The sequence below is a fragment of the Pseudomonas sp. S09G 359 genome (genome assembly GCF_002843605.1).
Taxonomy (GTDB): Bacteria; Pseudomonadota; Gammaproteobacteria; order Pseudomonadales; family Pseudomonadaceae; genus Aquipseudomonas.
The window spans coordinates 2,192,855-2,218,798 of sequence record NZ_CP025263.1; the positions used below are offsets into that span (position 1 = coordinate 2,192,855).

Below are 25,944 nucleotides of genomic sequence, written 5' to 3' on the forward strand. Positions count from 1 at the left end.
GGAAGCATTACTATTCACGCCCCGCCTCCCCAGTGCACCCGCGATGATCCCTCAGCCGCCCCGCAGAACAGGCTTTTTCCAACACTACGAAGAGTTGATCGGGACCTGGACGCGTCGCCTGCGAAACCGTCAGCAGGCTGAAGACCTGGCCCATGACACCTTCGTGCGGGTGCTTGAGGCGAAATCCGCCGACATTGCGCAACCGCGTGCCTACCTGCATCAAACCGCGCGCAATATCGCAGTGGACGGCTACCGGCGCGAGGACAGGCGCGAGGCCATGACGCTGGAAGCCTTTGATCAGAGTTCGCCCCACAGTGGCGACCCGGAGCATTACATGCACGCGATCCAGCTGGCGGACTCCATAGAGCGGGCCCTGGCCGAGTTGCCGCTGAACTGCCGCAAGATTTTCATCTGGCAGAAAATCGAAGGCCTGACCCAGCAGGAAATCGCCGAGCGCCTGGGGTTGTCAAAAAACATGGTGGAAAAGTATATGATCCGCACCCTGCGGCATCTACGTGACCGCCTGGACGCAATGGCCCCATGACCCATGCCCGCTCTGAAACAGGACCTTCCATGATGGATAGCCGTGCTCGCGACGAAGCCGCGCAATGGTTTGTACGCTTGCAAGATGCAGAGTTGGACGCCAGCGAGCGCCAGCGTTTTGATGCCTGGCGCAATGAAGCGCCCGAACACCAATATGAGTTCGATGTGCTGCAAGGCATGTGGAGCGCCGCCGACCTGTTGCCCAAGGCCCGCCTGCAAGCACTCTGCGAAGCACCGGGCGAGCGGCCAAAACGCCGCGCAATCCTGCGTTACGCAGTGGCGGCGAGTGTGGTCGCCGTGGCGTTGGGTTTGGGCCTGTTCAGCGGCCTCGATCACCCCAAGCCGTACAGTGCCGAGTTCAGCACCCGCCTGGGGGAGCACCGCCAGGTGGCCTTGCCCGATGGCTCGGTGATGGACCTCAACAGCCGCAGCGTCGTCGCGGTGCACTTTGAAAAAAACCGGCGCGGCGTGGAGCTTAAGAGCGGCGAGGCGATGTTCCGCGTCGAGCACGACACCAGCCGGCCGTTTGTGGTCGTCGCCGGGGCGGCGCAGGTGACGGTCACCGGCACCCGCTTCGATGTGCGCCGTGATGACGACCAGACCCGCGTGGCGGTCGAAGCCGGTACGGTCAAGGTGCAAGGACGCTCGCCAGAGGAACGGGTGACGCTTACCGCGGGCCTCGGGACCCATGTCGACAGCCAGGGGCAGGTGGCCGCGGCCTACGCCGTGAACGCCGAGGAACTGACCGCCTGGCGCACCGGCAAGCTGGTGTTTAACAACGCCTCGCTGAGTGACGTGGCGCGGGAAGTGTCGCGTTATCGCGAGCAGCCGTTGCGGGTCAGTACCCCGGCGGTGGGCAACCTGCGCCTGACCAGTGTGTTTAAGGCCAACGACACCGACGCCTTGCTCAAGGCCCTGCCACACATCCTGCCGGTGGCCTTGCGCACCTTGCCGGACGGTAGCCAGGAAATTATTTCACGCTGACATTCAGGTTTTTTTCGAGTTCGTCGTCTTCTCCTGCAACTGCAACTGGTTTGCATTAACAGCCGCATACTCTTGCGATCACAGGACTAGGTTCGACGTGAAAAAACGTGCCGTTAACAACAATAAAATTTCCCGCTGGGCGCCGCTGGCCCTGGCGCTTGCCGTCAGTGCGGCCATGCCTGTGGCCTACGCGGCCGAGGGTATTCATATCCAGGCCCAGCCCTTGGGCGCGGCGTTGAGCCAACTGGGCCAGCAGACATCCCTGCAAGTGTTCTTCAGCCCCGACATGGTCGCGGGCAAGCAGGCGCCGGCGGTCGACGGCAACCTTTCGCCTGAACAGGCCCTGCGCCAGCTGCTGCAGGGCAGTGGCCTGGACTACCAGATCGACGCCGGTTCCGTGACCCTGCGCCCGCTGAGCAGCGGCACGGGTGAAGCCGGTTCGCCGCTGGAACTGGGCACCACCGACATCAAGGTGGTCGGCGACTGGCTGGGCGATGCCAACGCCGAAGTGGTCCAGAACCACCCCGGCGCACGCACGGTAATCCGTCGCGAAGCCATGGTGGAGCAGGGCGCAATGAACGTCGGTGACGTACTGCGCCGCGTGCCCGGTGTGCAGGTGCAGGAGTCCAACGGCACCGGCGGCAGCGATATTTCCCTCAACGTCGGTGTACGTGGCCTCACCTCGCGCCTGTCGCCACGTTCCACCGTGCTGATCGACGGCGTACCGGCGGCGTTCGCACCGTATGGCCAGCCGCAACTGTCGATGGCGCCGATTTCCGCCGGTAACCTGGACAGCATCGACGTGGTGCGCGGTGCCGGTTCCGTGCGTTATGGGCCACAGAACGTCGGCGGCGTGATCAACTTCGTGACCCGTGCGATCCCCGAGAAATTCTCCGGCGAAGTCGGCAGCACCCTGCAAACCTCCGCCCATGGCGGCTGGAAGCACGTCGACAACGCGTTTATCGGCGGCACTGCGGATAACGGCATCGGCGCGGCCTTGCTGTACTCCGGGGTGAATGGCAACGGCTATCGCAACAGCAACAACTCCAACGACATTGACGACGTGATCTTCAAGACCCACTGGGCGCCGACCGATCAAGACGACTTCTCGCTGAACTTCCACTACTACGACGCCAGCGCCGACATGCCCGGTGGCCTGACCCAGCAGCAGTTCGACGCCAACCCGTACCAATCGGTACGTGACTGGGACAACTTCAGCGGCCGCCGCAAGGACGTGTCCTTCAAGTACATCCGCCAGATCGACGACCGCACCCAGGCCGAAGTGCTGACCTACTACTCCGACAGTTTCCGTGGCAGCAACATCGCCAACCGCGACCTCAGAACCCTCGGTTCCTACCCGCGCACTTACTACACCTTTGGCATCGAGCCGCGTGTGTCCCATGTGTTCGACGTGGGCCCGAGCACCCAGGAAGTCAGCGTCGGTTATCGCTACCTCAAGGAAGGCATGCACGAGCAGGCCACCAGCCTGGCCCTGGTCAATAACGTACCGACGCCGGTCGGCCGCAGCGATGGTCACGTCTATCAGGACCGCACCGGCGGCACCGAGGCCAATGCCTTCTACGTCGATAACAAGATCGATATCGGTAAGTGGACCATCACCCCAGGCATCCGTTTTGAAGACATCCGCACCGAATGGCACGACCGCCCGGTGGTGCCGCTGACCGGCCCGCGCACTTTGGAAAAACGCCGCGAGGTCCACAACAACGAACCGCTGCCGGCCTTGAGCGTGATGTATCACGTGTCCGACGCCTGGAAGCTGTTCGCCAACTACGAGACCTCGTTCGGCAGCCTGCAGTACTTCCAGCTGGGCCAGGGCGGCACCGGCGACCAGACGGCCAACGGCCTGAACCCGGAAAAGGCCAAGACCTACGAGGTCGGCACACGCTACAACGACAACGTGTGGGGCGGCGAACTGACGTTCTTCTACATCGACTTCTCGGATGAGCTGCAATACGTCAGCAACGACGTGGGCTGGACCAACCTCGGCGCCACCAAGCACACCGGTATCGAGGCCTCGGCCCACTATGACCTGTCGAACCTGGACCCGCGCCTTGACGGGCTGACCGCCAATGCTGGGTTCACCTACACCAAGGCCACCTCCGAGGGTGATGTACCCTTCAAGGGCCGTGACCTGCCGTTGTATTCCCGCGAAGTGGCCACCCTGGGCCTGCGCTACGACATCAACCACTGGACCCACAACCTGGATGTGTACGCCCAGTCCGGCCAGCGTGCACCGGGTACCACCAGCACCTATATCACCCAGGGCACGGCGGACGGCCAGTACGGCGATATCCCGGGTTATGTCTCGGTCAATGTGCGCAGCGGTTATGACTTCGGCGAGCAGTTGTCGAACCTTAAACTGGGCGTCGGGGTGAAAAACGTCTTTGACCAGCAGCACTACACCCGCTCCAGCGATAACAATGCCGGGTTGTACCTGGGCGAGCCACGTACATTCTTCGTACAGGCCAGCGTCGGGTTCTAACCGGTACCGCTTGGGAAAAATCGCAGCTCTTATCGGCTGCGATTTTTTTTGCCTGTTTGTCAGGTCTCACCGCGTCGAATGCTGCCGGGGGAACTGACCCCGGAAAAAAACCACAGAGGGGTAGCTGGAGAACGCGTCCACTTTTTTGGAGAAACGTATGTCGGTATCGATGCTCGATACACCTGTACCTGCTTCATCACGCCAAGACCTCGCGCAGGCCGATTCCAGGCCCAATGCCAACGCTGGCCGCCCGGCGTCTGTCGCGCTGGCCTTTAACGCCAGCAACGCTGCAAACCTTAGCTTTCACTCCGGAGAAACCCAGGGCGGGCCAATGTTCAGCAATTCTATGCAGGCGACGGAACGTCTCAGCCATGCCGGCCAGCTTGGCCGTCCTGCGATGCCGAGCTTCATGGATCAAATGACACAGTGGATGGGCCAATGGTTTTCCGGGCATCGGCCGCCACGCCCGAATCCAGGCTGCAGCAACCCGCCGCCAAGGCCGAATCCAGGCTGCAGCAACCCGCCGCCAAGGCCGAATCCAGGCTGCAGCAACCCGCCGCCAAGGCCGAATCCAGGCTGCAGCAACCCGCCGCCAAGGCCGAATCCAGGCTGCAGCAACCCGCCGCCAAGGCCGAATCCAGGCTGCAGCAACCCGCCGCCAAGGCCGAATCCAGGCTGCAGCAACCCGCCGCCAAGGCCGAATCCAGGCTGCAGCAACCCGCCGCCAAGGCCGAATCCAGGCTGCAGCAACCCGCCACCACGGCCGAATCCGGGCTGCAGCAATCCGCCGCCAAGGCCGAATCCGGGGTGCAGCAATCCACCACCAAGGCCAGATCCGACTTACGGTAAGCCCCCACCAAGGCCGAACCCGACCCTGCCTGGCAGGCCGGACCCGCATTATTCGCTGAAGAACCATGAGGACTTGGCCAAGCAATTGCTCGACAACTTCAATGCCTTCAGAGATCCCAAGAACCCTGGGTATATCAGCGTTGGCAGCATTCATGCGATGGCGAACAGAGGTTGGTCGTCCAACCCCGCCGTGAACGAAAACATTCGCCTGGCTAAAGAGCTGCTGCGGCGTCCGGACCTGATGAGTGCGCTTGACCGGCACAGCTCTACCGGTTCACTGGATGGCCTGATCGACCGGCAGAACCTGAATCTGGTGATCAAGGGGGGCAACTACTTCAAATACAACACGGACAAGGAATTGGCCGGTGAGATGCTCAAACACTTCAATGAGCTGAAAGGTGGGCCCTGGGGGCAAGACATCAGCATCAAGGACCTGAGAAAACTGGCTGCAAAACACCAGACGGGTGACTCTGCCAAGGATCATCTTATCCAGCTGGCCCAAGAGGTGCTTAAGCGCAGCGATTTAGTGAAGATGCTGGATAATCTCGCCAGCCCGGACAACGACGGCCGGATCAGCAAGGAGGCGCTTCGCCGACTGTCCCGCTGACCGACACGCAGGCGCCGCCACCGAGAGGCGCCGCCTGCTTCAATTGTTTCGGAACTGTTTCACGCCGATTTACCACACAGGTTATACCCGCCGGTTTTATTCATGCCGGTCGCTTTCAGATTCAGAGTGAGGGCTAGCCTTTGACTTCAACCTCGTGCTGTCACCAGCTCTTTCGCAACCCCCATGAGACGGATCGTCCTGCAGCAGAGCAGAGCACGGCAGCACGCGAGTGCATTGCCCCTTCGACTGAACATACGGCGCAAGCCCGACGGATGAGGGCTTTCGCCGGCCAGCGGAAATTCCAGGCGCCCGTTGCGGATGACTTTTCCCGGGGCATGCTCGCAGACCGGCAGCCCCCCGGGGAGGGCTCTGCCGCGTTGAAACACCACGGGTTGATCAATAGCCTGGCGGCCTGGTGGCGCAGTCAAAAGTTCGGTTGAGCCTGCCGCGTTGCGGCTTTTTTACATGCGGTCATGGCTAGGTTTCGCCCTCCCGGAACTGTCTTGTTCAACACACCACATATGAGGTACTTGCCTGAGTGCAACCCAGTCGATGATTGGGGGCGCCAGGCAGGCCTGTATCTGAAAAGCGTTGGAGAAGACCCATGACAATTGAGCGCGCACTGCCTCACAGCCGGCCCCAGCCCCTGGACGGCCCCGTCGTACGATCAACAGTGGCCCCCGCTGAAAGCCGCGATGAACCTGCTGTTGCGCCGCTGCCGGCCAGCCCCCGCAAGCCTATGCTGTTGCGCGCAAGCCTGTCGGTGCTGCATCACCGAGGGTTGCAGAACTTCCCCGTTGCGCGCGCCACTCTTGCCCCGCCCAACGCAACGTCCACCGACAGCCAATTAGCCACCGCGCTGGAAAAGGCTTTTGGCCTGCTGCATCCGTTCCTGAATGACGGGCGCTTGACCTGGTCGTCATTGCAGCGCATTGCCAATCACGGCAGCGCTGAAAGCGAAGCGTTGGACCGAGCGAGCCAAGTGGTCAGGGAAATGCTCAAGCGCCCGCGCTTGAGCGACGCAATCCTGAGCCGTGATGGCGATATCACCCGCGACAGCCTCACCGCCGCCGCCTCGGCGTTACCGGGCAACAGTTCCCCGAGCGCCTTCAGCGACGACCCATTCCACGCCCGGGGCAATGCCCAGGTGGTGCAGGCGCTGCAAGGCCAGTTCGAGCAACTGAGGGATAAGACCAAGGACCGTACGTTTCTCTTCGAGCAGCATCAGTACGTTGAAATCGACACGCTCAAGACGGTGATGCAGGACCCGTATGATGCTGATCAATACGACGCGCCTGTGCTGGACCCCGCCACCGGCATGCCCAGGCCCAAGTACAGTGAACTCTGCGTCTACACGGCGAAGAACATTCTTGAGCGTCCGGGCTTATTGCCTTCATTGGAACGTGCGAGCGGCGGGCGCTTGTTTGGCCCGGCCCCCAAGGAAGGCTGGCTCAGCAACAAAGGCCTCGACCGCTGGCTGGAGCAGGACGAGGCGCACAAAGCGCGCTGAAGCAGCGGCTTACACCTTGAGGATCTTGCCGCTGATGGCCACCGCCGCCAGCAACACCGCGATCAGCACAAAGGCGGTGCTCAGGCTGCTGCCATGGGCGATAAAGCCAATGACGGCGGGGCCGGCCAGAATGCCGGCGTAACCCAAGGTGGTAATGGCCGGCACGGCGATATGTTCCGGCATGACCTTTTGTTTGCCGACGGCGCTGTACAGCACCGGCACGATGTTCGAGCAGCCGGCGCCCACCAGCGCATAGCCCAGCAGCGCGGTTTCCCACGCGGGGAACAGAGTTGCGAGCAACATGCCGGCGGTGGCCAGGGCGCCGCCGATCACGATCACGCGGGTTGCGCCCAAGCGTCTCACGATGGCATCACCGGTCAGGCGGCCGGCGGTCATGGTCAGGGCGAACGCCGCGTAACCCAGGCCGGCATAGGCTTCGTCCAGGCCGCGCTCGGCGCTGAGGAACACCGCGCTCCAGTCCAGCACCGCGCCTTCGGCCAGGAACACGATAAAACACAGGCAACCGATAAACAGCACCACGCCGTGGGGGATCGCGAACGCCGGCCCCGAACTCTCACTGCCGTAAGGCAGCAGGTGCGGCCCGGCCTTGAGCAAGGCTGCCAGGGTCACGACGATGACCACCAGCGTCGCCTGCAACGGCGACAGGCCTAACCCCAGCAGCGCAGAAACACCCGCCGCACCGACGATCCCGCCCAGGCTGAACAGCCCATGAAAGCCCGACATCATGGTTTTGCCGCTGGCCCGCTCGACGATTACAGCCTGCAAATTGACGGTGGAGTCCACCGTGCCCAGCCCGGCGCCAAACAGGAACAAACCCGCCATCAGCAAGGGAATCGAACTGACGGTTGCCAGCATTGGCAGGGCCAGGCAGATCATGATCGTCCCGGCCGTCAGCACACGCCGGCAGCCATAACGCGAGGCCAATGCACCGGCTGCAGGCATGGCGATGATCGACCCCACCCCCAGGCATAACAGCAACAGGCCGAGGGTGCCTTCACTCAATTCGGCGCGGGCCTTGGCGTAGGGCACCAGAGGGGCCCAGGCCGCGATACCGAAGCCGGCGATGAAAAACGCGATACGGGTCGACATTTGCTCCAGCCGCCCGGGAACCACGGGGGCAGAAGTGGGGATGGCAGTCATGAAAAATCCTTGGTGTTGCGTTCAACGAACGATGTCCAGTGCGACATCCTTGCATATCAGGCCGTAGGGTGCGAGCCGTGCTCCGCTGGTGTGGCCGGCTATGAATTTTATTTTTACAAAACCGGAACCCAATCGATGCTGGCAGCCACTGAGCTGTTGTCGAGTCCGTAGGAGGCCGTCTGGAAGGTGTGTAATCCCTATGAGAATTGGCTGAACCCCAGGTTTCTCACGGCGGATTACCACCTTCCAGGCTGCCTCCCACAGACAGTGTGTTCTGTAATACGCTGCTCTGCTTGTACGTAGGCAACCAGACGGAATCACCGATGAAAATTATCAGGCACGTGACGGCATGACCCGGTTTTACAATGCGCGGGGCAATATTTATGCGGTGGTCAGCCCGGCCTTTTTACGCGCGCGGGGCATTGCGCTGCCCGACAGTGCTGCCCAGGCGGCAAGCACTCGCACGCTGTGGGCTGCATCGGCTATCGACTCCGAATGCGCTTGGGGCTCGACGCCACATCCAGCAGGCGCCAAGGCCCATCGTTGTGATGGGTTGCTGGTTGGGCCGTTCCAGGCCGCACCGCCGTATGACCTGTTGATCGTCAACACTGATGGCTCGCTGGCCGAACGCAGCGGCAACGGCTTGACGATCTTCGCCCAGGCGCTTACCGATCAGGGCTTGATGACGGCGGCCGCTGAGTTGCGCGTCCATCACGACCAGTCGGACACGCTTTCACCGGTGGCGACGCGGGTCGAGCCCGCAGTCCATGAGGATGTCGCGGGGTTCTGGTTGGCGTTGGGCTTGCCCGCGTTCGGGCCGTCCGCCGTGGGCGCACAGGGGGTTGGGCCTGCGGAACTCAGCCACGTGAGCGAGCTGGCGGCGATAGACCCGCAGTGGGCGAATAGCCAGTTTGTGCGGGTGGGCAACCCCCATTGTGTGACCCTGGTGGAGCAGCTGTCGGCCCTGCCCGACAACCTGCAGATGCAGCAACCGGCCTTGTTCGAGCGTTTACAGGCGATCGCTTTCGCACCTCCCGCAGGCAGTGGCCAGCCCTGCGTGGCCGGGGTCAACCTGCAATGGGCGGCGCGGCAGCCCGGCAACCGTGTGGTTGCGCGGGTGTTTGAGCGAGGGGAGGGGCCCACCGCGTCGTCCGGTACCAGCGCCAGTGCCGTGGCCTGTGCGGCCTGGCGCGCGGGTTGGGTGCAAAGTGGTGAGGTCGCGGTGGTGATGCCCGGTGGCACGGCGCCGGTGCGCTTGCACGCACAGGCCGACACCTTGCTGAGCGTCAGCCTGTTCGGGACTGCGCGGCTACAGGCGTAAGGGGCTCAAACAAACTCCACCTGCGCCGGCTGGCGTTTCATCAATACCTTGCCGTTGCGGATCGAATACAGCGGCAGGCCCTGGCTGCGGATCACCTCGTAGTCGCTGTCTGCCGAGAGGACCAGCAGGTTGGCCGGCCGCCCGGGTTCCAGGCCGTAGCGGTCGCCCAGGGCCATGGCCTTGGCGCTGTTGTCGGTGACCAGGTCGAGGGCGCTTTGCAGGTTGCGGTAACCGAGCATGTGGCAGATGTGCAGGCCGGCTTCCAGTACACGCAGGATGTTGCCGTTGCCCAGGGGGTACCAGGGGTCGACGATGGAGTCCTGGCCGAAGCACACGTTCATGCCGGCTTCGAGCAGCTCGTTGACCCGGGTCACGCCACGGCGTTTCGGGAAACTGTCGAAGCGGCCCTGCAGGTGAATGCTCTCGGTGGGGCAGGAGACAAAACTGATGCCGGAATGCCCCAGCAGGCGGAACAGTTTGGCGCAGTAGGCATTGTCGTAGGAGCCCATCGCTGTGGTGTGGCTGGCGGTGACGCGCGCGCCCATGTCACGGCTGCGGGCTTCTTCGGCCAGCACTTCGAGAAAGCGCGAGTGCGGGTCGTCGGTTTCGTCGCAGTGCACATCCACCAGGCAGCCGCTGCGCTCGGCCAGGTCCATCAGGAACTTCACCGAACTCACGCCCTGGTCGCGGGTGTATTCAAAGTGCGGGATGCCCCCGATAACGTCGGCGCCCAAGCGGATGGCTTCTTCCATTAACTCACGGCCATTGCGATAGGACTCGATGCCTTCCTGGGGAAAGGCGACGATTTGCAGGTCAATCAGGTGCGCGCTTTCTTCGCGCACTTCAAGCATGGCCTTGAGCGCGGTGAGGTCCGGGTCGGTGACGTCGACGTGGGTGCGCACATGCTGGATGCCATGGGCGGCGAGGGCCTGGATGGTTTTTTTGGCGCGCGCCTTGGTGTCGGCCTGGGTGATGGTGGCTTTGCGCTCGCCCCAGCACTCGATGCCTTCGAACAGGGTGCCGCTCATGTTCCAGCGCGGCTCGCCGGCGGTGAGCGTGGCGTCGAGGTGGATATGCGGCTCGACAAACGGCGGGGTCACCAGGTTACCGGCGGCATCGATATCCTCGGGCCCCACTGCCGGCACTGTGGTTTGTGGGGTGATGCTGGCGATCCGGCCGTGTTCCAGGTGCAGATCATGCAGGCCTTCACGGTTGCGCAGGCGGGCGTTGATGATGTGCATGGGCAAGTTCCTCTTGGCTAAAAACAATCAGGCAGACAGCCGCCAGATCATCAGCGCGATGCCGATGTCCAGGCGGTCGTAGGCATTATCCAGCGTCAGCCCGCACAGGGCTTCGATACGCTGGATGCGGTGCGTCAGGGTGTTGCGGTGCAGGGCCAGGCGCTGGGCGGCGGCCATCAGGTTACCATTCTCGTGGAACCAGGCTTCCAGGGTCGGCATGAGGCTCGGGCCATGGTGCAGGTCGTGGCGCAGTAGCGGGCCCAGGCGCTCATGCAAAAATTGGTCGAGCAAGGCGCGATCGCGTACGCCGCTGAGCAGCTTGAGCACACCCAGTTCGTCATACACGCACAAGCCGGCGCGCTCGCTGAAGCGCCGCGCGGCGGTCAATGCCTGGCGGGCTTCATCCTGCGCCTGGGCCAGGCGTGCGGGTGGGTGCGCGGCGGCGCTCATCCCGATAAACAACTTGAGCGGCGCCAGGCGCAGGTTGATCGGGTTCAGCCAGTTGGCCAATTGCTGGCGGTTGGCCAAGGCCGTGACCGCATCCGCAGCCGGCATCAGCAGGCTCCATTGCCCGGCCCGGCCGAGTACCGGCAGCCCCGCCGACAACTGGCGCAAGCGCCGGGTGATGCCATCGTGCTGGCGCGCCAGCTGTGCCTCCACCTGCGCCGCGTCGCCCTGGGCGAACAGCAACTCGCTGCCTTCCAGCTGCAATTGCGCCACCTGCCAATGCCCCGCCAGTGACATGCCCAATTGCTCGGCACGGTGCAGCAGCAGGTCCAGGGATTGGTAATCCCCCGCCAGCAGACGCTCCAGCACGTCGTGCCGCGAACGCCCCAGTTGTTCGGCCTGGATCAGCGCCGAACCAATGGCCTGGGTCACCAGCACCATTTTCAGCGAATAAGGCTGCTCGATCAGCGGCATGCCGGCGGCTTCGGCAGCGTCGAGCAAACGCTGGGGAATCGCCTGGATATACGCGGGCCCCGTGAGGATCACCAGCCCGGCCACTTGGCGCTGGCAGGCTTCGTCGAGCAATTGCAGCAAGTTGGCCTCATCCCGTGGGTGATTGATGCCAGTGACGAACACCAGTTCACCGCCCAGCACCCACTCGGCAATCCCGCTGTTTTCCGCCACATAGGGCCAGCGCACCACGTTCGCCAGGCCGGCCTCTGCGGCGCGCAGGCGCATGGACTCCAGGCCCGGCAAGGCCAGCACGTCGGCGAGGGTCAGGCTCATGCCTGGGCGTCAGCCAATGGTGCGCGCACCCGCAGTACGCTGGTGAGCAGGATGTAGGTCAGCGACGCCGCCACGATCCCCACCAACGGCGCGACCCACGGCGAATTGAATGCCAGCACGGTGCCCAGCGCATACGCCGCCAGCCCCGGCCAGTTGAAGGCCGGCAGTCGCGCATCCGCCAGGCGCGGGTATTGGCCACGGTAGCGGTAGAAGAAGTCCGCCATGATCACCCCGCCAATCGGCGGAATCACGGTGCCCAGCAGGATCAGGTAGGGCACCAGCATGTCGTACATGCCGAGCAATGCGAGCAGGGTGCCGATCACCGCGCCGGCCAGGGTCACGGTTTTGCGGCGCCGGGTGCGCAGCAGGTTGCAACCGGCCACGGCGAAGTTGTAGATCGTGTTGTCCTGGGTGCTCCAGATATTGAGCAGCAACATGGCCATCGCCGCCATGGCGAAGCCTTGCAGCAGCAACACTTCCACCACGTCGGGCTGCTGATAGACGATGGCACCGTAGGCACCGATCAACACCATCAGGCCGTTGCCGATAAAGAAGCCGATCAGGCTCGCCAGCACCGCGACCTTGGCCGAGCGAGAAAACCGCGTCCAGTTGGTGGCCTGGGTCGCACCGCTGACAAAGGTGCCGAACACCAGGGTGATCGCTGTGGACAAATCCAGCTCGCCGGTTGGCACCACCGCCAGCAAACCGTCCAAGCCGCCGACTTTGACTGTGGCCACCCACATCGACAGAAACAACAGGATGCCCATGGCCGGCACCGCGATGTAGGACAGAATCTCCAGGCCGCGATAGCCCACGTAGGCCGTGGCACAGAACACCATGCCGAACAGCACCATCAGTGCCAGCACGCTGCCCTGGCTCAGTTCAAAGTACTTGCCGAGCACCACCGCGGCGGTGGCGGTGCCCCAGGCGTACCAGCCGATCTGGGTGAAACCGAGGATCAAGTCACTGAGCTTGCTGCCCACTTCGCCAAAGCAGAAACGCCCCATCAATACCGAATTCAACCCGCTCTTGAAGGCGATGTAACCCAGGCCTGCGGCGTAGATACCCAGTAACAGGTTACCCAGTGCCACCACGCCGAGCATGTCGGTGAAACTGAACGCCACCCCCAGCTTGCCGCCGGCAAACATGGTCGCGGTAAAGAAGGTGAAGCCCAGCAGCACCATGGCGGTGGACGCCAAGCCCTTGCGCGCGTGCATCGGGACTTCGCTGAGGGGGTAGTCATTGCCCGGTTCTTGCTGCGTCATGTGCCTTGCTCCCTGAATGAGTGACGCAGGCCTATTGCACCGCGCGTGCCAAATCAGCGGCAGTGAAGGGCGCACGGTCGGCACTGTGCACGGTGCACAGTATTTATAGCCAAATCGGGGGAAAAACGCCGGAAGGAGTGTTCGCCATGCCCAGCGGGGCACGAAAGCGGTGCAACGGTGATACAAATTGGATCAGTCGAACAGCGTGTGGGTGGTCTCGCCGCGATGGAAGGCAAATGCGGCCTCCAGATCACTTTCGATCGTGCGCCCGCGAGACAGCGGCGGCAGGTCATCCAAGCGGAAAAAGCCCACTTCCGTGGTTTCGAATCCCGCCATCGGTGCCGACTGATCCACCCGCTCACACAGAAAATACAGCTTGTAGAAATCACGCACGTCCGGCCGATACAAACCCTTGGCTTTGTGCGTCACGCTGTACAGTGCCCGCGCCGTCACCGTCAGCCCGGCTTCCTCACGGATTTCCTTGATGATGTTTTCCGCCGCCGACAACCCGATATCGGCGTACCCGCCCGGCAGCGCCCAGCAGCCATCGGTCAGTTCGCGTACCAGCAGAATCCGCTCGCCTTCGATGACCGCACCGCGCACGTCAATCATCGGCGTCGAGTAACGTTTGGCAAAATCCGTGACCAACCCGGTGATGCGCTCCAAGGGCACGTTGCCCAATTGCGCGAGCATGCTGTGGGCAATCTCGGCAATCTCTTCCAGGCGTTCGCGCTCGAAATCATCGGTGCAAAAGTGCAGCCCGGTGGACGCCAACGCCTGCAAGCGTTTGGCCTGGGCCAGCCAGGTGTTTTCCATACGAACCTCGTGGGTCGGCGAAAGGGACTGGTCGAAGGGTGCAATACCGGGCACAAAAAAACCACCGCAAGGGTGGTTTTTTCACCGCACAGGTTTACTCGCCGCGATAGATGCAGCCGCTGGTGCAGGTCTCGTGGATGCGGATCGCGCTGAGTTCCGGCAGCAGGGGTTTCAACTCGGTCCAAATCCACTTGGCCAGCACTTCGCTGGTGGGGTTTTCCAGGCCTGGGATGTCGTTGAGGTAGTTGTGGTCGAGGCGTTCGTAGAGCGGCTTGAAAATCGCCTTGATCTCCGAGAAGTCGCGAATCCAGCCGGTATGGGGATCGAGGTCGCCGCTCAGGTGGATCGCCACCTTGAACGAATGCCCATGCAGACGCCCGCATTTGTGGCCTTCCGGTACGTGGGGCAGGCGGTGGGCGGATTCGAATGTAAATTCCTTGAAGATTTCCACAGTATTTTCAGCTCGGTCAGTATCTGGCAGGCGGCGAGTTTAACAGCTTGATCCCTCTGCGCGCATACCGCTGGGTCACAGGGCTTGCAGGCGCTCGCCGAGCCCACCGTTATCGGCCAGTTGCAGAAACTCATCGCCCAGCCGCCGGCTCTCGCTCATCGCGGTTTGCCAGTATTTGTTGCGGCTCCGGTCGTCGCCCATGAAGCGCTTGAAGTCACTGCGGTCCGGCAGTTTGCCGTGGGGCAGGCGGGCCAGGTAGTCCTTGGACGGCGCCAGCAGCAACACATCCTGCAAGCCCTGGGGGTTGCTGCGCCGCCACGGCAGGCCCTTGTCGAACCAGCCGGGGATGACCCGGTCGGTAAAATGCGGGTACAGCACGATGTCGTCGCCGTGGTAGGGCAGGTCGAGGTGGTAGTCCAGCAGGCCGCCGTCACGGTAGGTGCCGGCGCCTGCACCGGGCAGGTCGCGAACGCCTTGCATCACCATGGGGATCGAGCCCGAGGCCAGCAACGCTTGGCGCAGGTTGCCCAATTGCAGGGTGAGGAAGCGCGACGGGAAGTCCTTGAGTGCATGCACCGGCGGGGGCTGGCGCGGATCGTGGATGATCAGCCGCTCGAAATGCCGCGCCAGCCGCGCCCGGCCGCGCAGGTTGTCGGCAATCACCGACGACAGCCCCAGCCCCAGCCGGCCACGATGGTCATCGGCGAGCAGGCCGTGGCTTTTGACCACCATGATGTTCAACCGATAGTCGCGGTTGTCCAGCACCCGCGCATCGCGCCCGGCCAGCAGGTCGTCGAGCATGCGTTGGCAGCTCTGGCTGACCTCGGCCATGGTCACGCCTTTGGCAAAGCTTTGTTCGTTGTACAGGCGGCCAAGGTCCAGCAGGCCCTGTACCGGGTCGGGCAGGCAGGCGCTGGCAAACCGCCAGGAGCCGATGGATGCACCGATCAACGCGCGTTCCCGTGGCGCGCGCGGCAGCCAGTCGCCGAACAGCGCCAGGTCCAGGCCCTGGATCCCCAGCGCCTTGGGGCCGCCGGCCGCGCCGGGGAGGATACCGACGTCGGCAGGCGCCAGGCCCTGTTCGCGAATGCGTGCAAAGGCACGTCTGCCGGCCTTGAGGGTCAGGGCCGGGAACTTGATGTGGATGGCTGTCATGCCAGTCTCCGTTGAAGCGACTTGAAATTGCCATGGTGGCAATTCAGTTTCAGTTAAGTTGCAGGGGGTACCGTGCCGGCGTAGGAAAAATATTGTAACGGAGACTTATCATGACGCGCCTCACAGCTCTGGTCGCCGCCGCTATCATCGTCGCTACGGCAAACCAGGCCGCCGCCATGGACCCCGACAAACCACTGAGCGTGCCTGCCACTGTTACTATTGTGGCATTCGATCAACTCGAAGCCACGGCCCTGGCCTTGCACCCCGGTTCGACGCTGCTGGACACCGACCTGGACGAGGCCTACGGCAAATATGTGTACGAAGTTGAACTGAAAGATGCCAGTGGCATTGAGTGGGATATTGAATTGGACGCGCTCACCGGGCAGGTTCTCAAGAATCATCAGGATACGTAATGAAGGTAAATTTACGCGGCGGCAGCCGAGCGGCGTTGCTGCTCATGGCTTTTTGCTCAAGCCTGGCGGCCCGCGACCTCAACCAGGATGAAGCCCTGGCACTGCGCCAGCAGGGGGTGATCCTGCCGCTCGAGCAACTGTTGCAACAAGCCATGGCACGCTACCCGGGCTCCCGGCTGCTGGAAGCGGAGCTGGAGAAAAAGCACGGCCAATATGCCTATGAAGTGGAACTGGTGACCACCGAAGGCGTGGTGCGCGAGATTAAACTCGACGCAACGACCGGTGTGCTGATCAAAGACGAGGAAGACTGATGCGCCTGCTTCTGGTGGAAGACAACGTACCCCTGGCCGATGAACTGCTGGCCGGCCTGCAGCGCCAGGGCTACGCGGTCGATTGGCTGGCCGATGGGCGCGACGCCGCGTACCAGGGCCGCAGCGAGCCCTATGACCTGATCATCCTCGACCTCGGCTTGCCCGGTTTGCCGGGGCTCGAGGTGTTGGCGCAATGGCGCACGGCCGCGCTGGCCACCCCGGTGCTGGTGCTCACCGCCCGCGACTCCTGGGCCGAACGCATCGAAGGGCTCAAGGCCGGTGCCGACGATTACCTGAGCAAACCCTTTCACCCCGAAGAGCTTTACCTGCGCATCCAGGCGCTGTTGCGCCGGTCCCATGGCCAGGCCAACCAGCCCACCTTGCAGGCCGCCGGCCTGCACCTGGATGAAGGCCGCCAGTGCGTATTGCGCGATGGCGATGAAATCCAACTGACTGCCGCCGAATTCCGTCTGTTGCGCTACTTCATGTTGCACCCCGAACAGATCCTCTCGAAAAGCCACCTGGCCGAGCACCTGTATGACGGCGAGACCGAGCGTGATTCCAATGTGTTGGAAGTGCACGTCAATCACCTGCGTCGCAAGCTGGGCCGCAGTGTGATCGAAACCCGCCGGGGCCAGGGCTACCGGTTTGGCGCCAGCCCTGCATGAGGTCGATTCAGCGACGTCTGAGCCTGGGCCTGATCAGCGTGATGGTGGTGGTCGGCGTGGTGTTGGCGCAAACCAGCCTGTGGTTGTTCGAGACCGGTTTGCAGCGTTACCTGGAGGCCGGCCTGCGTAACGATGCCGAGAACCTGCTGGTGGCGCTGGTCCGCGGGCCCAATGGCGTGCAACTGGATGAGCAACGCTTGTCACCGGCCTATCAACGGCCGTTTTCCGGGCACTATTTCCGTATCGACTTCGCCGATATTCACTGGCGCTCCCGCTCCTTGTGGGACCAGGAACTGCCCCGGCTGCCCGAGGCCGGGCTCAAGGGCAACCTGCAACTGGGACCGGAAGGCCAGCAACTGCTGATGCTGCGTGCGGACTACAAACGTTTTGGCCAATCGATTTCCATCAGCGTGGCCCAGGACTACACCCCCGTGCGGGAAAGTTTCCATCTGATGCGTCAAATTGGTCTGGTGCTGGGCGTGGCAGCGTTGCTGCTGGTGTTGATCCTGCAACGCGTGACCGTGCGCCGGGCCTTGCGTCCGCTGGAGACCGCGCGCAACCAGATCGCGCAACTGCAACAAGGCCAGCGCTCGCAACTCGATACCCAGGTGCCGCTGGAGCTGGAGCCGCTGGTGGCGCAGATCAACCACCTGCTGGCGCATACCGAAGACAGCCTCAAACGTTCACGCAACGCCCTCGGCAACCTCGGCCATGCCCTGAAGACGCCGCTGGCGGTGCTATTGAGTGCGGCTTCCAGCGCTGCGCTCAAAGACCACCCCGCGTTGAGCAAACTATTGCGCGACCAGTTGGACCAGGTGCAACAACGCCTCAACCGTGAACTCAACCGCGCGCGCCTGGCCGGCGAAACCCTGCCGGGCGCCTTGTTCGACTGCGAAAAAGAACTGCCCGGCCTGCTGGCCACCTTGAACATGATCCACGGTGACCACCTGGACCTCAGCTACCACGCCGCCCCGGGCCTGCAACTGCCCTGGGACCGTGAAGACCTGCTGGAATTGCTCGGCAACCTGCTGGACAACGCCTGCAAATGGGCGGATGCAGAAGTACGCTTGACGGTCACTGAGGCAGAAAAAAGCTACCTGCTGGCCGTGGAGGACGATGGCCCCGGCATCCCCGAAACCCAGCGTGACCAGGTGTTCAGCCGCGGCGCGCGCCTGGATGAACAGATCGACGGCCATGGCCTGGGGCTGGGGATCGTGCGCGATATCGTCGAGGTGTGGGGCGGGGTGTTGCAGCTGCAGGAGAGCGAGTTGGGTGGGCTGAAAGTGTTGGTTGAGTTGCCCAAACGGTAAAACATTTCAAATGTGGGAGGGGGCTTGCCCCCGATGGCGGTGTGTCAGTTACAAATTTATCAACTGACACTCCCTCATCGGGGGCAAGCCCCCTCCCACATTTGATTCCTTACAGCTTTCAGACCCGGAACTGATCCATCAAGCCCTGCTGCTGATTCGCCAGGCTGTTCAACGCCTGGCTCACCCGCGCCGACTCATTGGCCTGCTCCGACAGCGACTCGGTCACATCCCGAATGGTCGCCACATTGTTGTTGATCTCTTCGGCCACCGCGCTTTGCTCCTCGGCGGCGCTGGCGATTTGCAGGTTCATGTCGCTGATCACCGTGACGGCCTCGCCGATCTGGCGCAGGGCGGTGACGGCTTGCCCAACTTGTTCGACGCTGCCCTGGGCCTGGCGATAGCTGTTGCCCATGGAGCCGACAACCTCCTCGGTGCCGCTCTGTAAGTGCTCGATCACCAGGCGGGTTTCTTCCACCGACTCCTGGGTGCGCCGTGCCAGGTTGCGCACCTCATCGGCGACCACCGCAAACCCACGGCCGGCCTCACCGGCGCGGGCGGCTTCAATCGCCGCGTTGAGCGCCAGCAGGTTGGTTTGCTCGGCGATGCCACGAATCACTTCCAATACTGAACCGATCTTCTCGCTGTTGGCGGCCAGGCCCTCGACCTGGGCCATGGCGGTGCTCATGTCTGCCGCCAGTTGGCCGATGTTGGTGGTGGTGCGGTCGATCACGGTGAGGCCATCGCGGGTGGCCCTGTCGGCATCCCGTGCCGCCTGGGCCGCCTGGGCCGCGCTGCGGGCCACGTCCTGGGCGGTGGCGCTCATCTCGTGGGAGGCGGTGGCCACCTGGTCGACCTGGCGGTATTGCTGCTCCATGCCGGCGCTGGTTTCAGTCGCGATGGCGGCGGACTGGTCGGCGGTGCCACGCGCGTCCTGCACCGAACGTTTCACTTCGGCAATGATCGGTTGCAGCTTGTCGAGAAAGCGATTGAACCAGCCGGCCAGTTGGCCCAGCTCGTCCCTCTTGTCGTAGGCCAGGCGCCGGGTCAGGTCGCCTTCGCCGCTGGCGATGTCTTCGAGCATATGCGCCACGCCGAGGATCGGCCGGGTCACGCTGCGCGCCATCAGCCACACCAGGACCAGGCCGACCACGGCGGCCAGCAAGCCCAGGCTCAGTTCCAGCAGAGTGCCGCGGGTGTTGTCGGCGTCCATCTGCGCTTTCAGCGCTTCGGCGGGGCCCACCAGGACTTTTTCTGGTACATCCAGCAACACACCCCACGGCTTGCCGTCGGGAATCGGCGCAAACGGCGCGAGCACCTTGAGTTGATGGTCGGTGCGCAGGCTGCGGGTCTGCGTACTGCCGGCCAATGCGCTGATCAGCTGCGCGCCGCTGACGCTGTCGACCTTGTCCAGGCGCTGGCTGAGCTTGCTCGCGTCTGCACTGTAGCCGGCGAGCAGGCCGGTAGGGCTGAGGATGCTGACCTGGGTCTGGCCGTCATAGAGCTTTTGGCTGGCCTGTTGGCTCACGGCCTGCAGGCTGTTGAGGTTGATGTCCACCGACAGCGAGGCAATCACTTTGCCATTGACCATCAGCGGAAACACGATGCTGGTCATCAGCACGTTCTGGCCGTCGATCACATAAAAGTACGGCTCGATCACACAGGGCTTGAGGGTGGTGCGCGGGCAGGTGAACCAGGCATTGGCCTGCTCGCCGCTGGGGCCGATGCTGGTGTCGGACATGTCGCTTTCCGGCAGGGCCATCGAGGTCAGCTTGCCGGGGGTAGGCTGCGACCAGTACAGGGCGAAGCGGCCCTTGTCGTTGCTGCCCAGCTCGGCCTGGCCGGCGAACAACTCGTCCTTGGCGTCCAGCGCATTGGCTTCGAACACCAGGGACAGCCCGAGCAGGTCGGGGTTGGCCTGCAACGCGGCCTTGACCTGGCGGGTCAGGTCTTCGCGGGTGTCGAAGGCGTCGAGAAAGCGCTTCTCGGCTTGCTCGCGCAGGAACAGCACCTGGCGGGAAAACCCATGGCCGTACTGGTAGGCGTCCATGAACTGGCGGCGGATGCCCAGCGCCTGCACTTCGCCCTGGGCCTCGATGCGCGCCTGGGCCGCTTCATCGAGCATTTGCATGCTGGACGCTTTGACCTGCTCCGAGCTTTGCGCCATGCGATACAGCGACAAACCCACCAGCAGGGTCACGATTCCCAGCAGGCAAAGGCCGGCGAGCAGGGTGATTTTCCATTGAATGGAGAGCTGCCTAAGCGACATCGGGACATCCTTACCTGAAAACACATAGAGCCTGGTTTATCGGCCGATTTCAGGTTTTCTTAATCAAACGGTCAATTTAATTTTGCTTTTTGTGGTGGGTGAGCTTGTTGTGGTGATGGGCCTTTCGTGGCGAGCGAGCTGTTGTGGCGAGCGAGCTTGCTCGCGTTGGAGTGCGCAGCGCTCCCGCTTTTTCAGGGCCGCTACGCAGCCCAACGCGAGCAAGCTCGCTCGCCACACAAGTCTTCTCCCCGCAGCATGCACCCTCACCACAGGGTTTTGACATGAGCGCCTGCCTGTTGCAAAGTGCGCGCCCTCTAATAAGACCTCCTTCAAGCCTGCACGCTGGCCGCCAACCCCATGGCCGTCGGGGCGCGGGCATGCCTGTTTTTATGTTTATGCTTGAGGTAACCATGATTAACGCAGTCATCGCCGCGGTCGGCACCATGCTGGTGCTCAGCTTGTCCCGTGTGCATGTGGTCATCGCCATCATCGTCGGCGCCCTGGTGGGCGGCCTGACCGGTGGCCTGGGCATCGAGGCCACGCTCCAAGCGTTTAACGGCGGTTTGGGTGGCGGTGCGACCGTGGCTTTGTCCTACGCCTTGCTCGGCGCTTTCGCGGTGGCGATTGCCAAGTCCGGCCTGGCCCACGCCCTGGCGGACAAGGCCCTGCTGTTGGTAGACCGCCAGGAAGCCACCGGCGGCAGCCACGTCAAATGGCTGCTGATCGGCCTGCTGTGGGTGGTGGCGATTGCTTCGCAGAACATCCTGCCGATCCACATCGCGTTCATTCCTTTGCTGGTGCCACCGCTGCTCTACGTGCTGACCAAGCTGCAACTGGACCGCCGTTTGATTGCCTGTGTGATGACCTTCGGCCTGATCACCCCGTACATGTTCCTGCCGGTGGGCTTCGGCAATATCTTCCTCAACCAGATCCTGCTGGCCAACGTGGCCAAGAGCGGGGTGGACATCAGCCAGGTCAACGTCACCCACGCCATGAGCCTGCCGGCGCTGGGCATGGTGGTCGGGCTGTTGGTGGCGGTGTTTATCAGCTACCGCAAAAAGCGCGTGTATGACCTGGAGAAAATCGAGCGGGTCGAGCAGGTGGCCGTGCAGTACAACCCGCTGACCCTGCTGGTGGCCGGCGTGGCGATTGCCTCGGCCTTCGTCATTCAGTTGTGGTTGGACTCGATGATCATCGGCGCCTTGGCCGGGTTCCTGATCTTCTCGGTGTCGGGCATCGTGCGCTGGCGCGACACCGACGACCTGTTCACCGAAGGCATGAAGATGATGGCGATGATCGGCTTCATCATGATCGCCTCATCGGGCTTCGCCGAAGTGCTCAAGGCCACCGGCGACGTGCGCTCGCTGGTGGAAGCCTCGGCGGCGTTTATCGGCCATAGCCGGGGTGTCGGCGCGCTGCTGATGTTGCTGGTGGGGCTGCTGGTGACCATGGGCATCGGCTCGTCGTTTTCCACGGTGCCGATCCTGGCGGCGATCTTTGTGCCGTTGTGTGTGCAATTGGGTTTCAGCCCGGTGGCGATCGTGTGCATCGTCGGTACGGCAGGGGCCTTGGGTGATGCGGGTTCACCCGCGTCGGACTCCACCCTGGGCCCGACATCGGGCCTGAACATCGACGGCCAGCACCACCATATCTGGGACACCGTGGTGCCGACGTTCCTGCACTACAACATTCCCTTGCTGGCGTTTGGCTGGTTGGCGGCGATGAGCCTCTAGTCGTTGGCGCACTTCCACTTGTAGCGAGCGGGCTTATGTGGCTAGCGGGTTTATGTGGCGAGCGGGCTTGCCCGCGTTGGGCGGCGAAGCCGCCCTAAACCCTGACACCCCGGTCTTCCCTGGAAAAATGCGGTGAATTTATTGGGGCGGCTTCGCCACCCAACGCGGGCAAGCCCGCTCGCCACACAAGCCAACTTGCCACATAAGCCAACTTGCCACACAAGCCAACTTGCCACATAAGCCAACTTGCCACATAAGCCAACTTGCCACACAAGCCAACTTGCCACATAAGCCAACTTGCCACACAAGCCAACTTGCCACACAAGCCGGCCTGCCACACAAGCCAACCTGCCACATAAGCCAGTCCACTACAGGCAGTATTGTCCTACAGAACCAGCGCAGCGGGCCGATAACCTCTCAAGTCGCCTAATAAGAGAGAAAAGCCATGCGTCTGAGTTTGAAGGCCAAAGTCCTGTCCCTCGCCGTTGTGCCGGTGTTGCTGTTTGCCGTGGTGATCAGCCTGACCACCGTGTGGATCCTGCAGGGGCAGGCGCGTAACGAGGTGGAAGAAACCCGCCAGCGCCTGCTCAACGACGCCAAGGCCACTCTGCAGAGTTATGTGGAAGTGGCCATGAGTACCATCAAGCCGCTCTACGATGCGGCCGCCCCCGGCGACACCGCCGCGCGGGCCCAGGTGGTCAAGCTGCTGTCCAACACCAGCTATGGCAAGGACGGCTACTTCTTCGGCTACGACTCCGAGACCATCCGGCTGTTCAAGGGCAACAGCCCCGATGGCGTGGGCAAGAGCTTCAAGGACAACCGTGACCCCAACGGCGTCTACGTCAACCGCGACCTGGTCAAGGTCGGCAAGGACGGCACCCACTACCTGCAATACAGCTCCACGCAACCGGGGCAGACCGAACTGGTGCCGAAGATGGGCTACACCGAATACCTGCCCAAGTGGGACATGGTGATCGGTACCTCGGTGAACCTGGATGGCATCGAAGCCCAGGTGGCGGTGGTCGAGGCCAAGGTCGAAAAACGCATGGAGGGCGTGCTGCTGAGCATCTTCGGCGTGGCCGTGGTGGTGCTGCTGGTAATCGCCGCTGTCGGCGTGCTGCTGGCCAACACCATCCTGCGCCCACTGCACTTGATGAAAGCCAACCTTGACGATATCGCCGCCGGCGAGGGCGATCTGACCCGCCGCCTGGCCATCACCAGCCAGGATGAGCTGGGCGACTTGGCCGGGGCGTTCAATCGCTTTGTCGACAAGATCCATGGCCTGGTGCGCCAGATTACCGAGATGACCTCGCAGCTCACCGGGTTGGTCAGCCAGGTGTCCGACCAGGCCCAGCGCTCCGAACAGGCCATGGAGCGCCAACGTCACGAAACCGACCAGGTCGCCACCGCCATCAACGAAATGTCCTCCGCCGCTCAGGAAGTGGCGCGCAGTGCCCAAGGCGCTTCGGTGGCCGCGCAGCAAACCGACGTAGAAGGCCAGGCCGCCAAGCGCGTGGTGGACGGCAGCATCGCGCAGATCCACGCGCTGGTGAACGATATCCGCAGCAGCGGTGTGTCCCTCGACAGCCTGCAGCAGGACGTGGCCTCGATTGTCAGCGTGCTCGGCGTGATCCGCTCGATTGCCGAACAGACCAACCTGCTGGCCCTCAACGCCGCCATCGAAGCTGCGCGAGCCGGGGAGGCCGGGCGCGGGTTTGCGGTGGTCGCCGACGAAGTGCGCGCCCTGGCCAGCCGCACCCAGTCCAGCACCCAGGAAATCCAGGGCATGATCGACCGCCTGCAAAAGGGCACCGAGGCTGCCGTGGATGCCATGCGCCGTTCCAGCGATGCCGGCGACGGCACCTCGGCCCAAGCCAACCAGGCCGGCGCGTCCCTGGACACCATGGCCCAACTGATCGGCACCATCAACTCGATGAACGCGCAGATCGCCAGCGCCGCCGAAGAGCAGACCGCCGTGGCCGAAGAGATCAACCGCAGCGTGCATCAGATTGCCGTGGCGGTGGACAGCGTGGCCGATGAAACCCAACTGGGTGCACAGACCTCCCGCAGCCTGGCCGATCTGGGCCAGCGCCTAGGGCAACTGGTCGGCCAGTTCAGGATCTGATCAGCCATAACCTCGGCGTATGGTGACCTTACGTTAATACGAATATACCGATCACCGCCCCTTAGTGAGACTTGGGCCCCAACCACAACCGGGGCCACCCGCTAAACGTCGCGCATCAGCAGGCCGAAACGCAGGTCCATCTCGGCTGGCACCGGCACATATACCGTGTGCCCGTCGCCCGGCGCCACTTCGATGGCTTCGCCCTTGGCGTTGTGCAGGCTGGCCAGGTCAAAGTGGAAATTGCCGGTGGGGGTCATCAATTCCAGGTGATTGCCCACGGCAAAACGGTTCTTCACCTTGACCTCGGCCCGTTCGCCATGGCGCGCGCCGGTCAGCTCCCCGACAAACTGCTGGCGCTGCGAGACTGAGCTGCCGTTCTGGTAGTTCTGGTATTCGTCGTGCACATGGCGACGCAGGAAGCCTTCGGTGTAGCCGCGCTGGGCGAGGGATTCGAGGTCTGTCATCAAGCCACGGTCAAAGGCGCGACCCGCCACCGCATCATCGATGGCCTGGCGATACACCTGGGTGGTGCGCGCGCAGTAGAAGTGCGACTTGGTACGGCCTTCGATCTTCAGCGAATGCACGCCCATGTGGGTCAGGCGCTCTACATGCTGCACGGCGCGCAGGTCCTTGGCGTTCATGATGTAGGTGCCGTGTTCATCCTCGAAGGCGGGCATCTGCTCATCGGGGCGGTTGGCTTCCTGCAGCAGGAATACCTGGTCGGTCGGCGTGCCGATGCCCAGTGTCGGCGAATACTCCTGGACGATTTCCCCCGTGGCATTTTCCACCGCCGGCGTGGCCTGGTATTTCCAGCGGCAGGCGTTGGTGCAACTGCCCTGGTTGGCGTCGCGCTTGTTCATATAGCCCGAGAGCAGGCAGCGCCCGGAATACGCCATGCACAACGCGCCGTGCACAAACACTTCCAGCTCCATGGCCGGCACCTGCTGGCGGATTTCGGCGATCTCTTCCAGGGACAGTTCCCGCGACAGGATCACCCGGCCAATCCCTTGCTGCTGCCAGAACTCCACGCTGGCCCAGTTCACCGTATTGGCCTGCACCGACAGATGGATCGGCATCTGTGGGAAATGCCGGCGCACCAGCATGATCAGCCCCGGGTCGGACATGATCAGCGCATCCGGGCCCATGGCGATCACGGGGGCCAGGTCCTTGAGGAAGGTTTTCAGCTTGGCATTGTGCGGCGCGATGTTCACCACCACGTAGAAGCGCTTGCCCTGGGCATGGGCCTCGTCGATACCGAGAGCCAGGTTGGCGTGGTCGAACTCATTGTTGCGCACGCGCAGGCTGTAGCGCGGCTGACCGGCGTAGACCGCATCGGCACCGTAGGCGAAGGCGTAGCGCATGTTTTTCAGGGTGCCGGCGGGGGCGAGCAGTTCGGGGGCGAGGATGGGCGGCATGGGTACGGATCGCAAAAGGTCGCGAAGGTAGCCGAGGGGCACCGGCGGTTTATTGATCCAGGTC

Annotated in this window: 22 protein-coding genes and 2 pseudogenes; 14 read left to right on the forward strand and 10 right to left on the reverse strand. The window is 63.0% G+C overall.

Annotated elements, in window-relative coordinates; all coding sequences use genetic code 11:
* Positions 1 to 43 precede the first annotated feature (43 nt).
* The 6 genes from CXQ82_RS10070 (at position 44) to CXQ82_RS31400 (ending at position 6,996) form a co-directional block, all read left to right on the forward strand.
* Positions 44 to 544: a sigma-70 family RNA polymerase sigma factor gene (locus tag CXQ82_RS10070; RefSeq protein ID WP_101268410.1), complete on the forward strand. Its 501-nt coding sequence runs from the start codon at positions 44 to 46 to the stop codon at positions 542 to 544.
* Positions 545 to 573: 29 nt separating this feature from the next.
* Entirely contained in the window at positions 574 to 1,527 is a 954-nt protein-coding gene (locus CXQ82_RS10075; protein WP_101268413.1) for a FecR family protein, read from the forward strand.
* A gap of 97 nt (positions 1,528 to 1,624) precedes the next feature.
* Positions 1,625 to 4,030 carry a TonB-dependent receptor gene (locus tag CXQ82_RS10080; RefSeq protein ID WP_101268415.1) on the forward strand — a complete coding sequence of 802 codons (2,406 nt, stop codon included), beginning with the start codon at positions 1,625 to 1,627 and terminating at the stop codon, positions 4,028 to 4,030.
* Between the two features lie 438 nt (positions 4,031 to 4,468).
* Entirely contained in the window at positions 4,469 to 4,879 is a 411-nt protein-coding gene (locus tag CXQ82_RS31760) for a hypothetical protein (RefSeq protein ID WP_101268417.1), read from the forward strand.
* A gap of 73 nt (positions 4,880 to 4,952) precedes the next feature.
* Positions 4,953 to 5,486, forward strand: a complete 534-nt coding sequence (locus CXQ82_RS31765) for a hypothetical protein (protein WP_305882065.1) — start codon at positions 4,953 to 4,955, stop codon at positions 5,484 to 5,486.
* Positions 5,487 to 6,090: 604 nt separating this feature from the next.
* On the forward strand, positions 6,091 to 6,996 hold the full coding sequence (locus CXQ82_RS31400; RefSeq protein WP_177409895.1) for a type III secretion protein: 906 nt from the start codon (positions 6,091 to 6,093) through the stop codon (positions 6,994 to 6,996).
* A 9-nt stretch (positions 6,997 to 7,005) separates the two neighbouring features.
* Here the strand turns inward: CXQ82_RS31400 and CXQ82_RS10105 are convergent, their stop codons facing one another.
* Positions 7,006 to 8,157: an MFS transporter gene (locus tag CXQ82_RS10105; RefSeq protein ID WP_101268421.1), complete on the reverse strand. Its 1,152-nt coding sequence runs from the start codon at positions 8,155 to 8,157 to the stop codon at positions 7,006 to 7,008.
* A 349-nt stretch (positions 8,158 to 8,506) separates the two neighbouring features.
* On the opposite strand from CXQ82_RS10105, the gene CXQ82_RS10110 reads away from it, so the two are divergent.
* Positions 8,507 to 9,478, forward strand: a complete 972-nt coding sequence (locus CXQ82_RS10110; protein ID WP_101268423.1) for a hypothetical protein — start codon at positions 8,507 to 8,509, stop codon at positions 9,476 to 9,478.
* Positions 9,479 to 9,483: 5 nt separating this feature from the next.
* Here CXQ82_RS10110 and codA read toward each other — a convergent pair whose 3' ends face one another.
* From codA to CXQ82_RS10140, 6 genes are all read right to left on the reverse strand, one after another.
* The gene (gene codA / locus CXQ82_RS10115) at positions 9,484 to 10,719 is read right to left on the reverse strand and encodes a cytosine deaminase (RefSeq protein ID WP_101268426.1); all 1,236 of its coding nucleotides are present in this window, start codon (positions 10,717 to 10,719) and stop codon (positions 9,484 to 9,486) included.
* Between the two features lie 27 nt (positions 10,720 to 10,746).
* Positions 10,747 to 11,952: a PucR family transcriptional regulator ligand-binding domain-containing protein gene (locus CXQ82_RS10120; protein ID WP_101268428.1), complete on the reverse strand. Its 1,206-nt coding sequence runs from the start codon at positions 11,950 to 11,952 to the stop codon at positions 10,747 to 10,749.
* Entirely contained in the window at positions 11,949 to 13,217 is a 1,269-nt protein-coding gene (gene codB, locus CXQ82_RS10125; protein WP_101268430.1) for a cytosine permease, read from the reverse strand. The genes CXQ82_RS10120 and codB overlap by 4 nt, the downstream gene beginning before the upstream one ends.
* Before the next feature lie 192 nt (positions 13,218 to 13,409).
* Complete coding sequence (locus CXQ82_RS10130) at positions 13,410 to 14,033, reverse strand: NUDIX hydrolase (RefSeq protein WP_101268432.1); 624 nt, start codon at positions 14,031 to 14,033, stop codon at positions 13,410 to 13,412.
* Between the two features lie 94 nt (positions 14,034 to 14,127).
* Positions 14,128 to 14,484, reverse strand: coding sequence for a 6-carboxytetrahydropterin synthase QueD (gene queD, locus CXQ82_RS10135; protein ID WP_003237990.1), 357 nt, complete (start codon positions 14,482 to 14,484; stop codon positions 14,128 to 14,130).
* Positions 14,485 to 14,559: 75 nt separating this feature from the next.
* A complete protein-coding gene (locus CXQ82_RS10140) occupies positions 14,560 to 15,639 on the reverse strand; it encodes a patatin-like phospholipase family protein (protein WP_101268433.1) in 1,080 nt (359 codons plus the stop codon).
* Positions 15,640 to 15,749: 110 nt separating this feature from the next.
* On the opposite strand from CXQ82_RS10140, the gene CXQ82_RS10145 reads away from it, so the two are divergent.
* Genes CXQ82_RS10145 through CXQ82_RS10160 form a run of 4 tightly spaced genes read left to right on the forward strand, consistent with a single transcriptional unit; the run spans position 15,750 to position 18,341 of the window.
* On the forward strand, positions 15,750 to 16,052 hold the full coding sequence (locus tag CXQ82_RS10145; RefSeq protein ID WP_101268435.1) for a PepSY domain-containing protein: 303 nt from the start codon (positions 15,750 to 15,752) through the stop codon (positions 16,050 to 16,052).
* Complete coding sequence (locus tag CXQ82_RS10150) at positions 16,052 to 16,363, forward strand: PepSY domain-containing protein (protein ID WP_101268437.1); 312 nt, start codon at positions 16,052 to 16,054, stop codon at positions 16,361 to 16,363. Before CXQ82_RS10145 ends, CXQ82_RS10150 begins: the two co-directional genes overlap by 1 nt.
* Positions 16,363 to 17,031 carry a response regulator transcription factor gene (locus CXQ82_RS10155; RefSeq protein WP_101268440.1) on the forward strand — a complete coding sequence of 223 codons (669 nt, stop codon included), beginning with the start codon at positions 16,363 to 16,365 and terminating at the stop codon, positions 17,029 to 17,031. Before CXQ82_RS10150 ends, CXQ82_RS10155 begins: the two co-directional genes overlap by 1 nt.
* Complete coding sequence (locus CXQ82_RS10160; protein ID WP_101268443.1) at positions 17,028 to 18,341, forward strand: ATP-binding protein; 1,314 nt, start codon at positions 17,028 to 17,030, stop codon at positions 18,339 to 18,341. Before CXQ82_RS10155 ends, CXQ82_RS10160 begins: the two co-directional genes overlap by 4 nt.
* Before the next feature lie 118 nt (positions 18,342 to 18,459).
* On the opposite strand, the gene CXQ82_RS31855 is transcribed toward CXQ82_RS10160, so the two are convergent.
* Positions 18,460 to 19,215 carry a methyl-accepting chemotaxis protein gene (locus tag CXQ82_RS31855; RefSeq protein ID WP_371917354.1) on the reverse strand — a complete coding sequence of 252 codons (756 nt, stop codon included), beginning with the start codon at positions 19,213 to 19,215 and terminating at the stop codon, positions 18,460 to 18,462.
* A gap of 102 nt (positions 19,216 to 19,317) precedes the next feature.
* Positions 19,318 to 20,607 (reverse strand): annotated as a pseudogene (locus CXQ82_RS31860) (HAMP domain-containing protein); the annotation flags it as partial.
* A gap of 413 nt (positions 20,608 to 21,020) precedes the next feature.
* Between CXQ82_RS31860 and CXQ82_RS10170 the strand changes: the two are divergent.
* From CXQ82_RS10170 to CXQ82_RS31870, 3 genes and pseudogenes are all read left to right on the forward strand, one after another.
* Positions 21,021 to 22,340, forward strand: a complete 1,320-nt coding sequence (locus CXQ82_RS10170; RefSeq protein ID WP_177409950.1) for a Na+/H+ antiporter family protein — start codon at positions 21,021 to 21,023, stop codon at positions 22,338 to 22,340.
* A 445-nt stretch (positions 22,341 to 22,785) separates the two neighbouring features.
* Positions 22,786 to 23,607 (forward strand): annotated as a pseudogene (locus CXQ82_RS31865) (cache domain-containing protein); the annotation flags it as partial.
* 102 nt (positions 23,608 to 23,709) lie between these two features.
* Positions 23,710 to 24,465 carry a methyl-accepting chemotaxis protein gene (locus CXQ82_RS31870; RefSeq protein ID WP_371917355.1) on the forward strand — a complete coding sequence of 252 codons (756 nt, stop codon included), beginning with the start codon at positions 23,710 to 23,712 and terminating at the stop codon, positions 24,463 to 24,465.
* A gap of 101 nt (positions 24,466 to 24,566) precedes the next feature.
* On the opposite strand, the gene yegQ is transcribed toward CXQ82_RS31870, so the two are convergent.
* The gene (gene yegQ / locus CXQ82_RS10180) at positions 24,567 to 25,880 is read right to left on the reverse strand and encodes a tRNA 5-hydroxyuridine modification protein YegQ (protein ID WP_101268452.1); all 1,314 of its coding nucleotides are present in this window, start codon (positions 25,878 to 25,880) and stop codon (positions 24,567 to 24,569) included.
* Positions 25,881 to 25,944 lie beyond the last annotated feature (64 nt).

Excerpts from the sequence above, each read along its gene's own strand:
- CXQ82_RS10160 (WP_101268443.1), top strand. The coding sequence starts at position 17,028 with ATGAGGTCGATTCAGCGACGTCTGAGCCTGGGCCTGATCAGCGTGATG.
- CXQ82_RS10110 (WP_101268423.1), top strand. The coding sequence starts at position 8,507 with ATGACCCGGTTTTACAATGCGCGGGGCAATATTTATGCGGTGGTCAGC.
- CXQ82_RS31870 (WP_371917355.1), top strand. The coding sequence starts at position 23,710 with ATGGAGCGCCAACGTCACGAAACCGACCAGGTCGCCACCGCCATCAAC.
- CXQ82_RS10070 (WP_101268410.1), top strand. The coding sequence starts at position 44 with ATGATCCCTCAGCCGCCCCGCAGAACAGGCTTTTTCCAACACTACGAA.
- codB (WP_101268430.1), bottom strand. The coding sequence starts at position 13,217 with ATGACGCAGCAAGAACCGGGCAATGACTACCCCCTCAGCGAAGTCCCG.
- yegQ (WP_101268452.1), bottom strand. The coding sequence starts at position 25,880 with ATGCCGCCCATCCTCGCCCCCGAACTGCTCGCCCCCGCCGGCACCCTG.
- CXQ82_RS10120 (WP_101268428.1), bottom strand. The coding sequence starts at position 11,952 with ATGAGCCTGACCCTCGCCGACGTGCTGGCCTTGCCGGGCCTGGAGTCC.
- CXQ82_RS31400 (WP_177409895.1), top strand. The coding sequence starts at position 6,091 with ATGACAATTGAGCGCGCACTGCCTCACAGCCGGCCCCAGCCCCTGGAC.
- CXQ82_RS31855 (WP_371917354.1), bottom strand. The coding sequence starts at position 19,215 with ATGGAGCAGCAATACCGCCAGGTCGACCAGGTGGCCACCGCCTCCCAC.
- CXQ82_RS10130 (WP_101268432.1), bottom strand. The coding sequence starts at position 14,033 with ATGGAAAACACCTGGCTGGCCCAGGCCAAACGCTTGCAGGCGTTGGCG.
- CXQ82_RS10150 (WP_101268437.1), top strand. The coding sequence starts at position 16,052 with ATGAAGGTAAATTTACGCGGCGGCAGCCGAGCGGCGTTGCTGCTCATG.
- CXQ82_RS10155 (WP_101268440.1), top strand. The coding sequence starts at position 16,363 with ATGCGCCTGCTTCTGGTGGAAGACAACGTACCCCTGGCCGATGAACTG.
- CXQ82_RS10140 (WP_101268433.1), bottom strand. The coding sequence starts at position 15,639 with ATGACAGCCATCCACATCAAGTTCCCGGCCCTGACCCTCAAGGCCGGC.
- CXQ82_RS10145 (WP_101268435.1), top strand. The coding sequence starts at position 15,750 with ATGACGCGCCTCACAGCTCTGGTCGCCGCCGCTATCATCGTCGCTACG.
- codA (WP_101268426.1), bottom strand. The coding sequence starts at position 10,719 with ATGCACATCATCAACGCCCGCCTGCGCAACCGTGAAGGCCTGCATGAT.
- CXQ82_RS10075 (WP_101268413.1), top strand. The coding sequence starts at position 574 with ATGATGGATAGCCGTGCTCGCGACGAAGCCGCGCAATGGTTTGTACGC.
- CXQ82_RS10105 (WP_101268421.1), bottom strand. The coding sequence starts at position 8,157 with ATGACTGCCATCCCCACTTCTGCCCCCGTGGTTCCCGGGCGGCTGGAG.
- CXQ82_RS31760 (WP_101268417.1), top strand. The coding sequence starts at position 4,469 with ATGGTTTTCCGGGCATCGGCCGCCACGCCCGAATCCAGGCTGCAGCAA.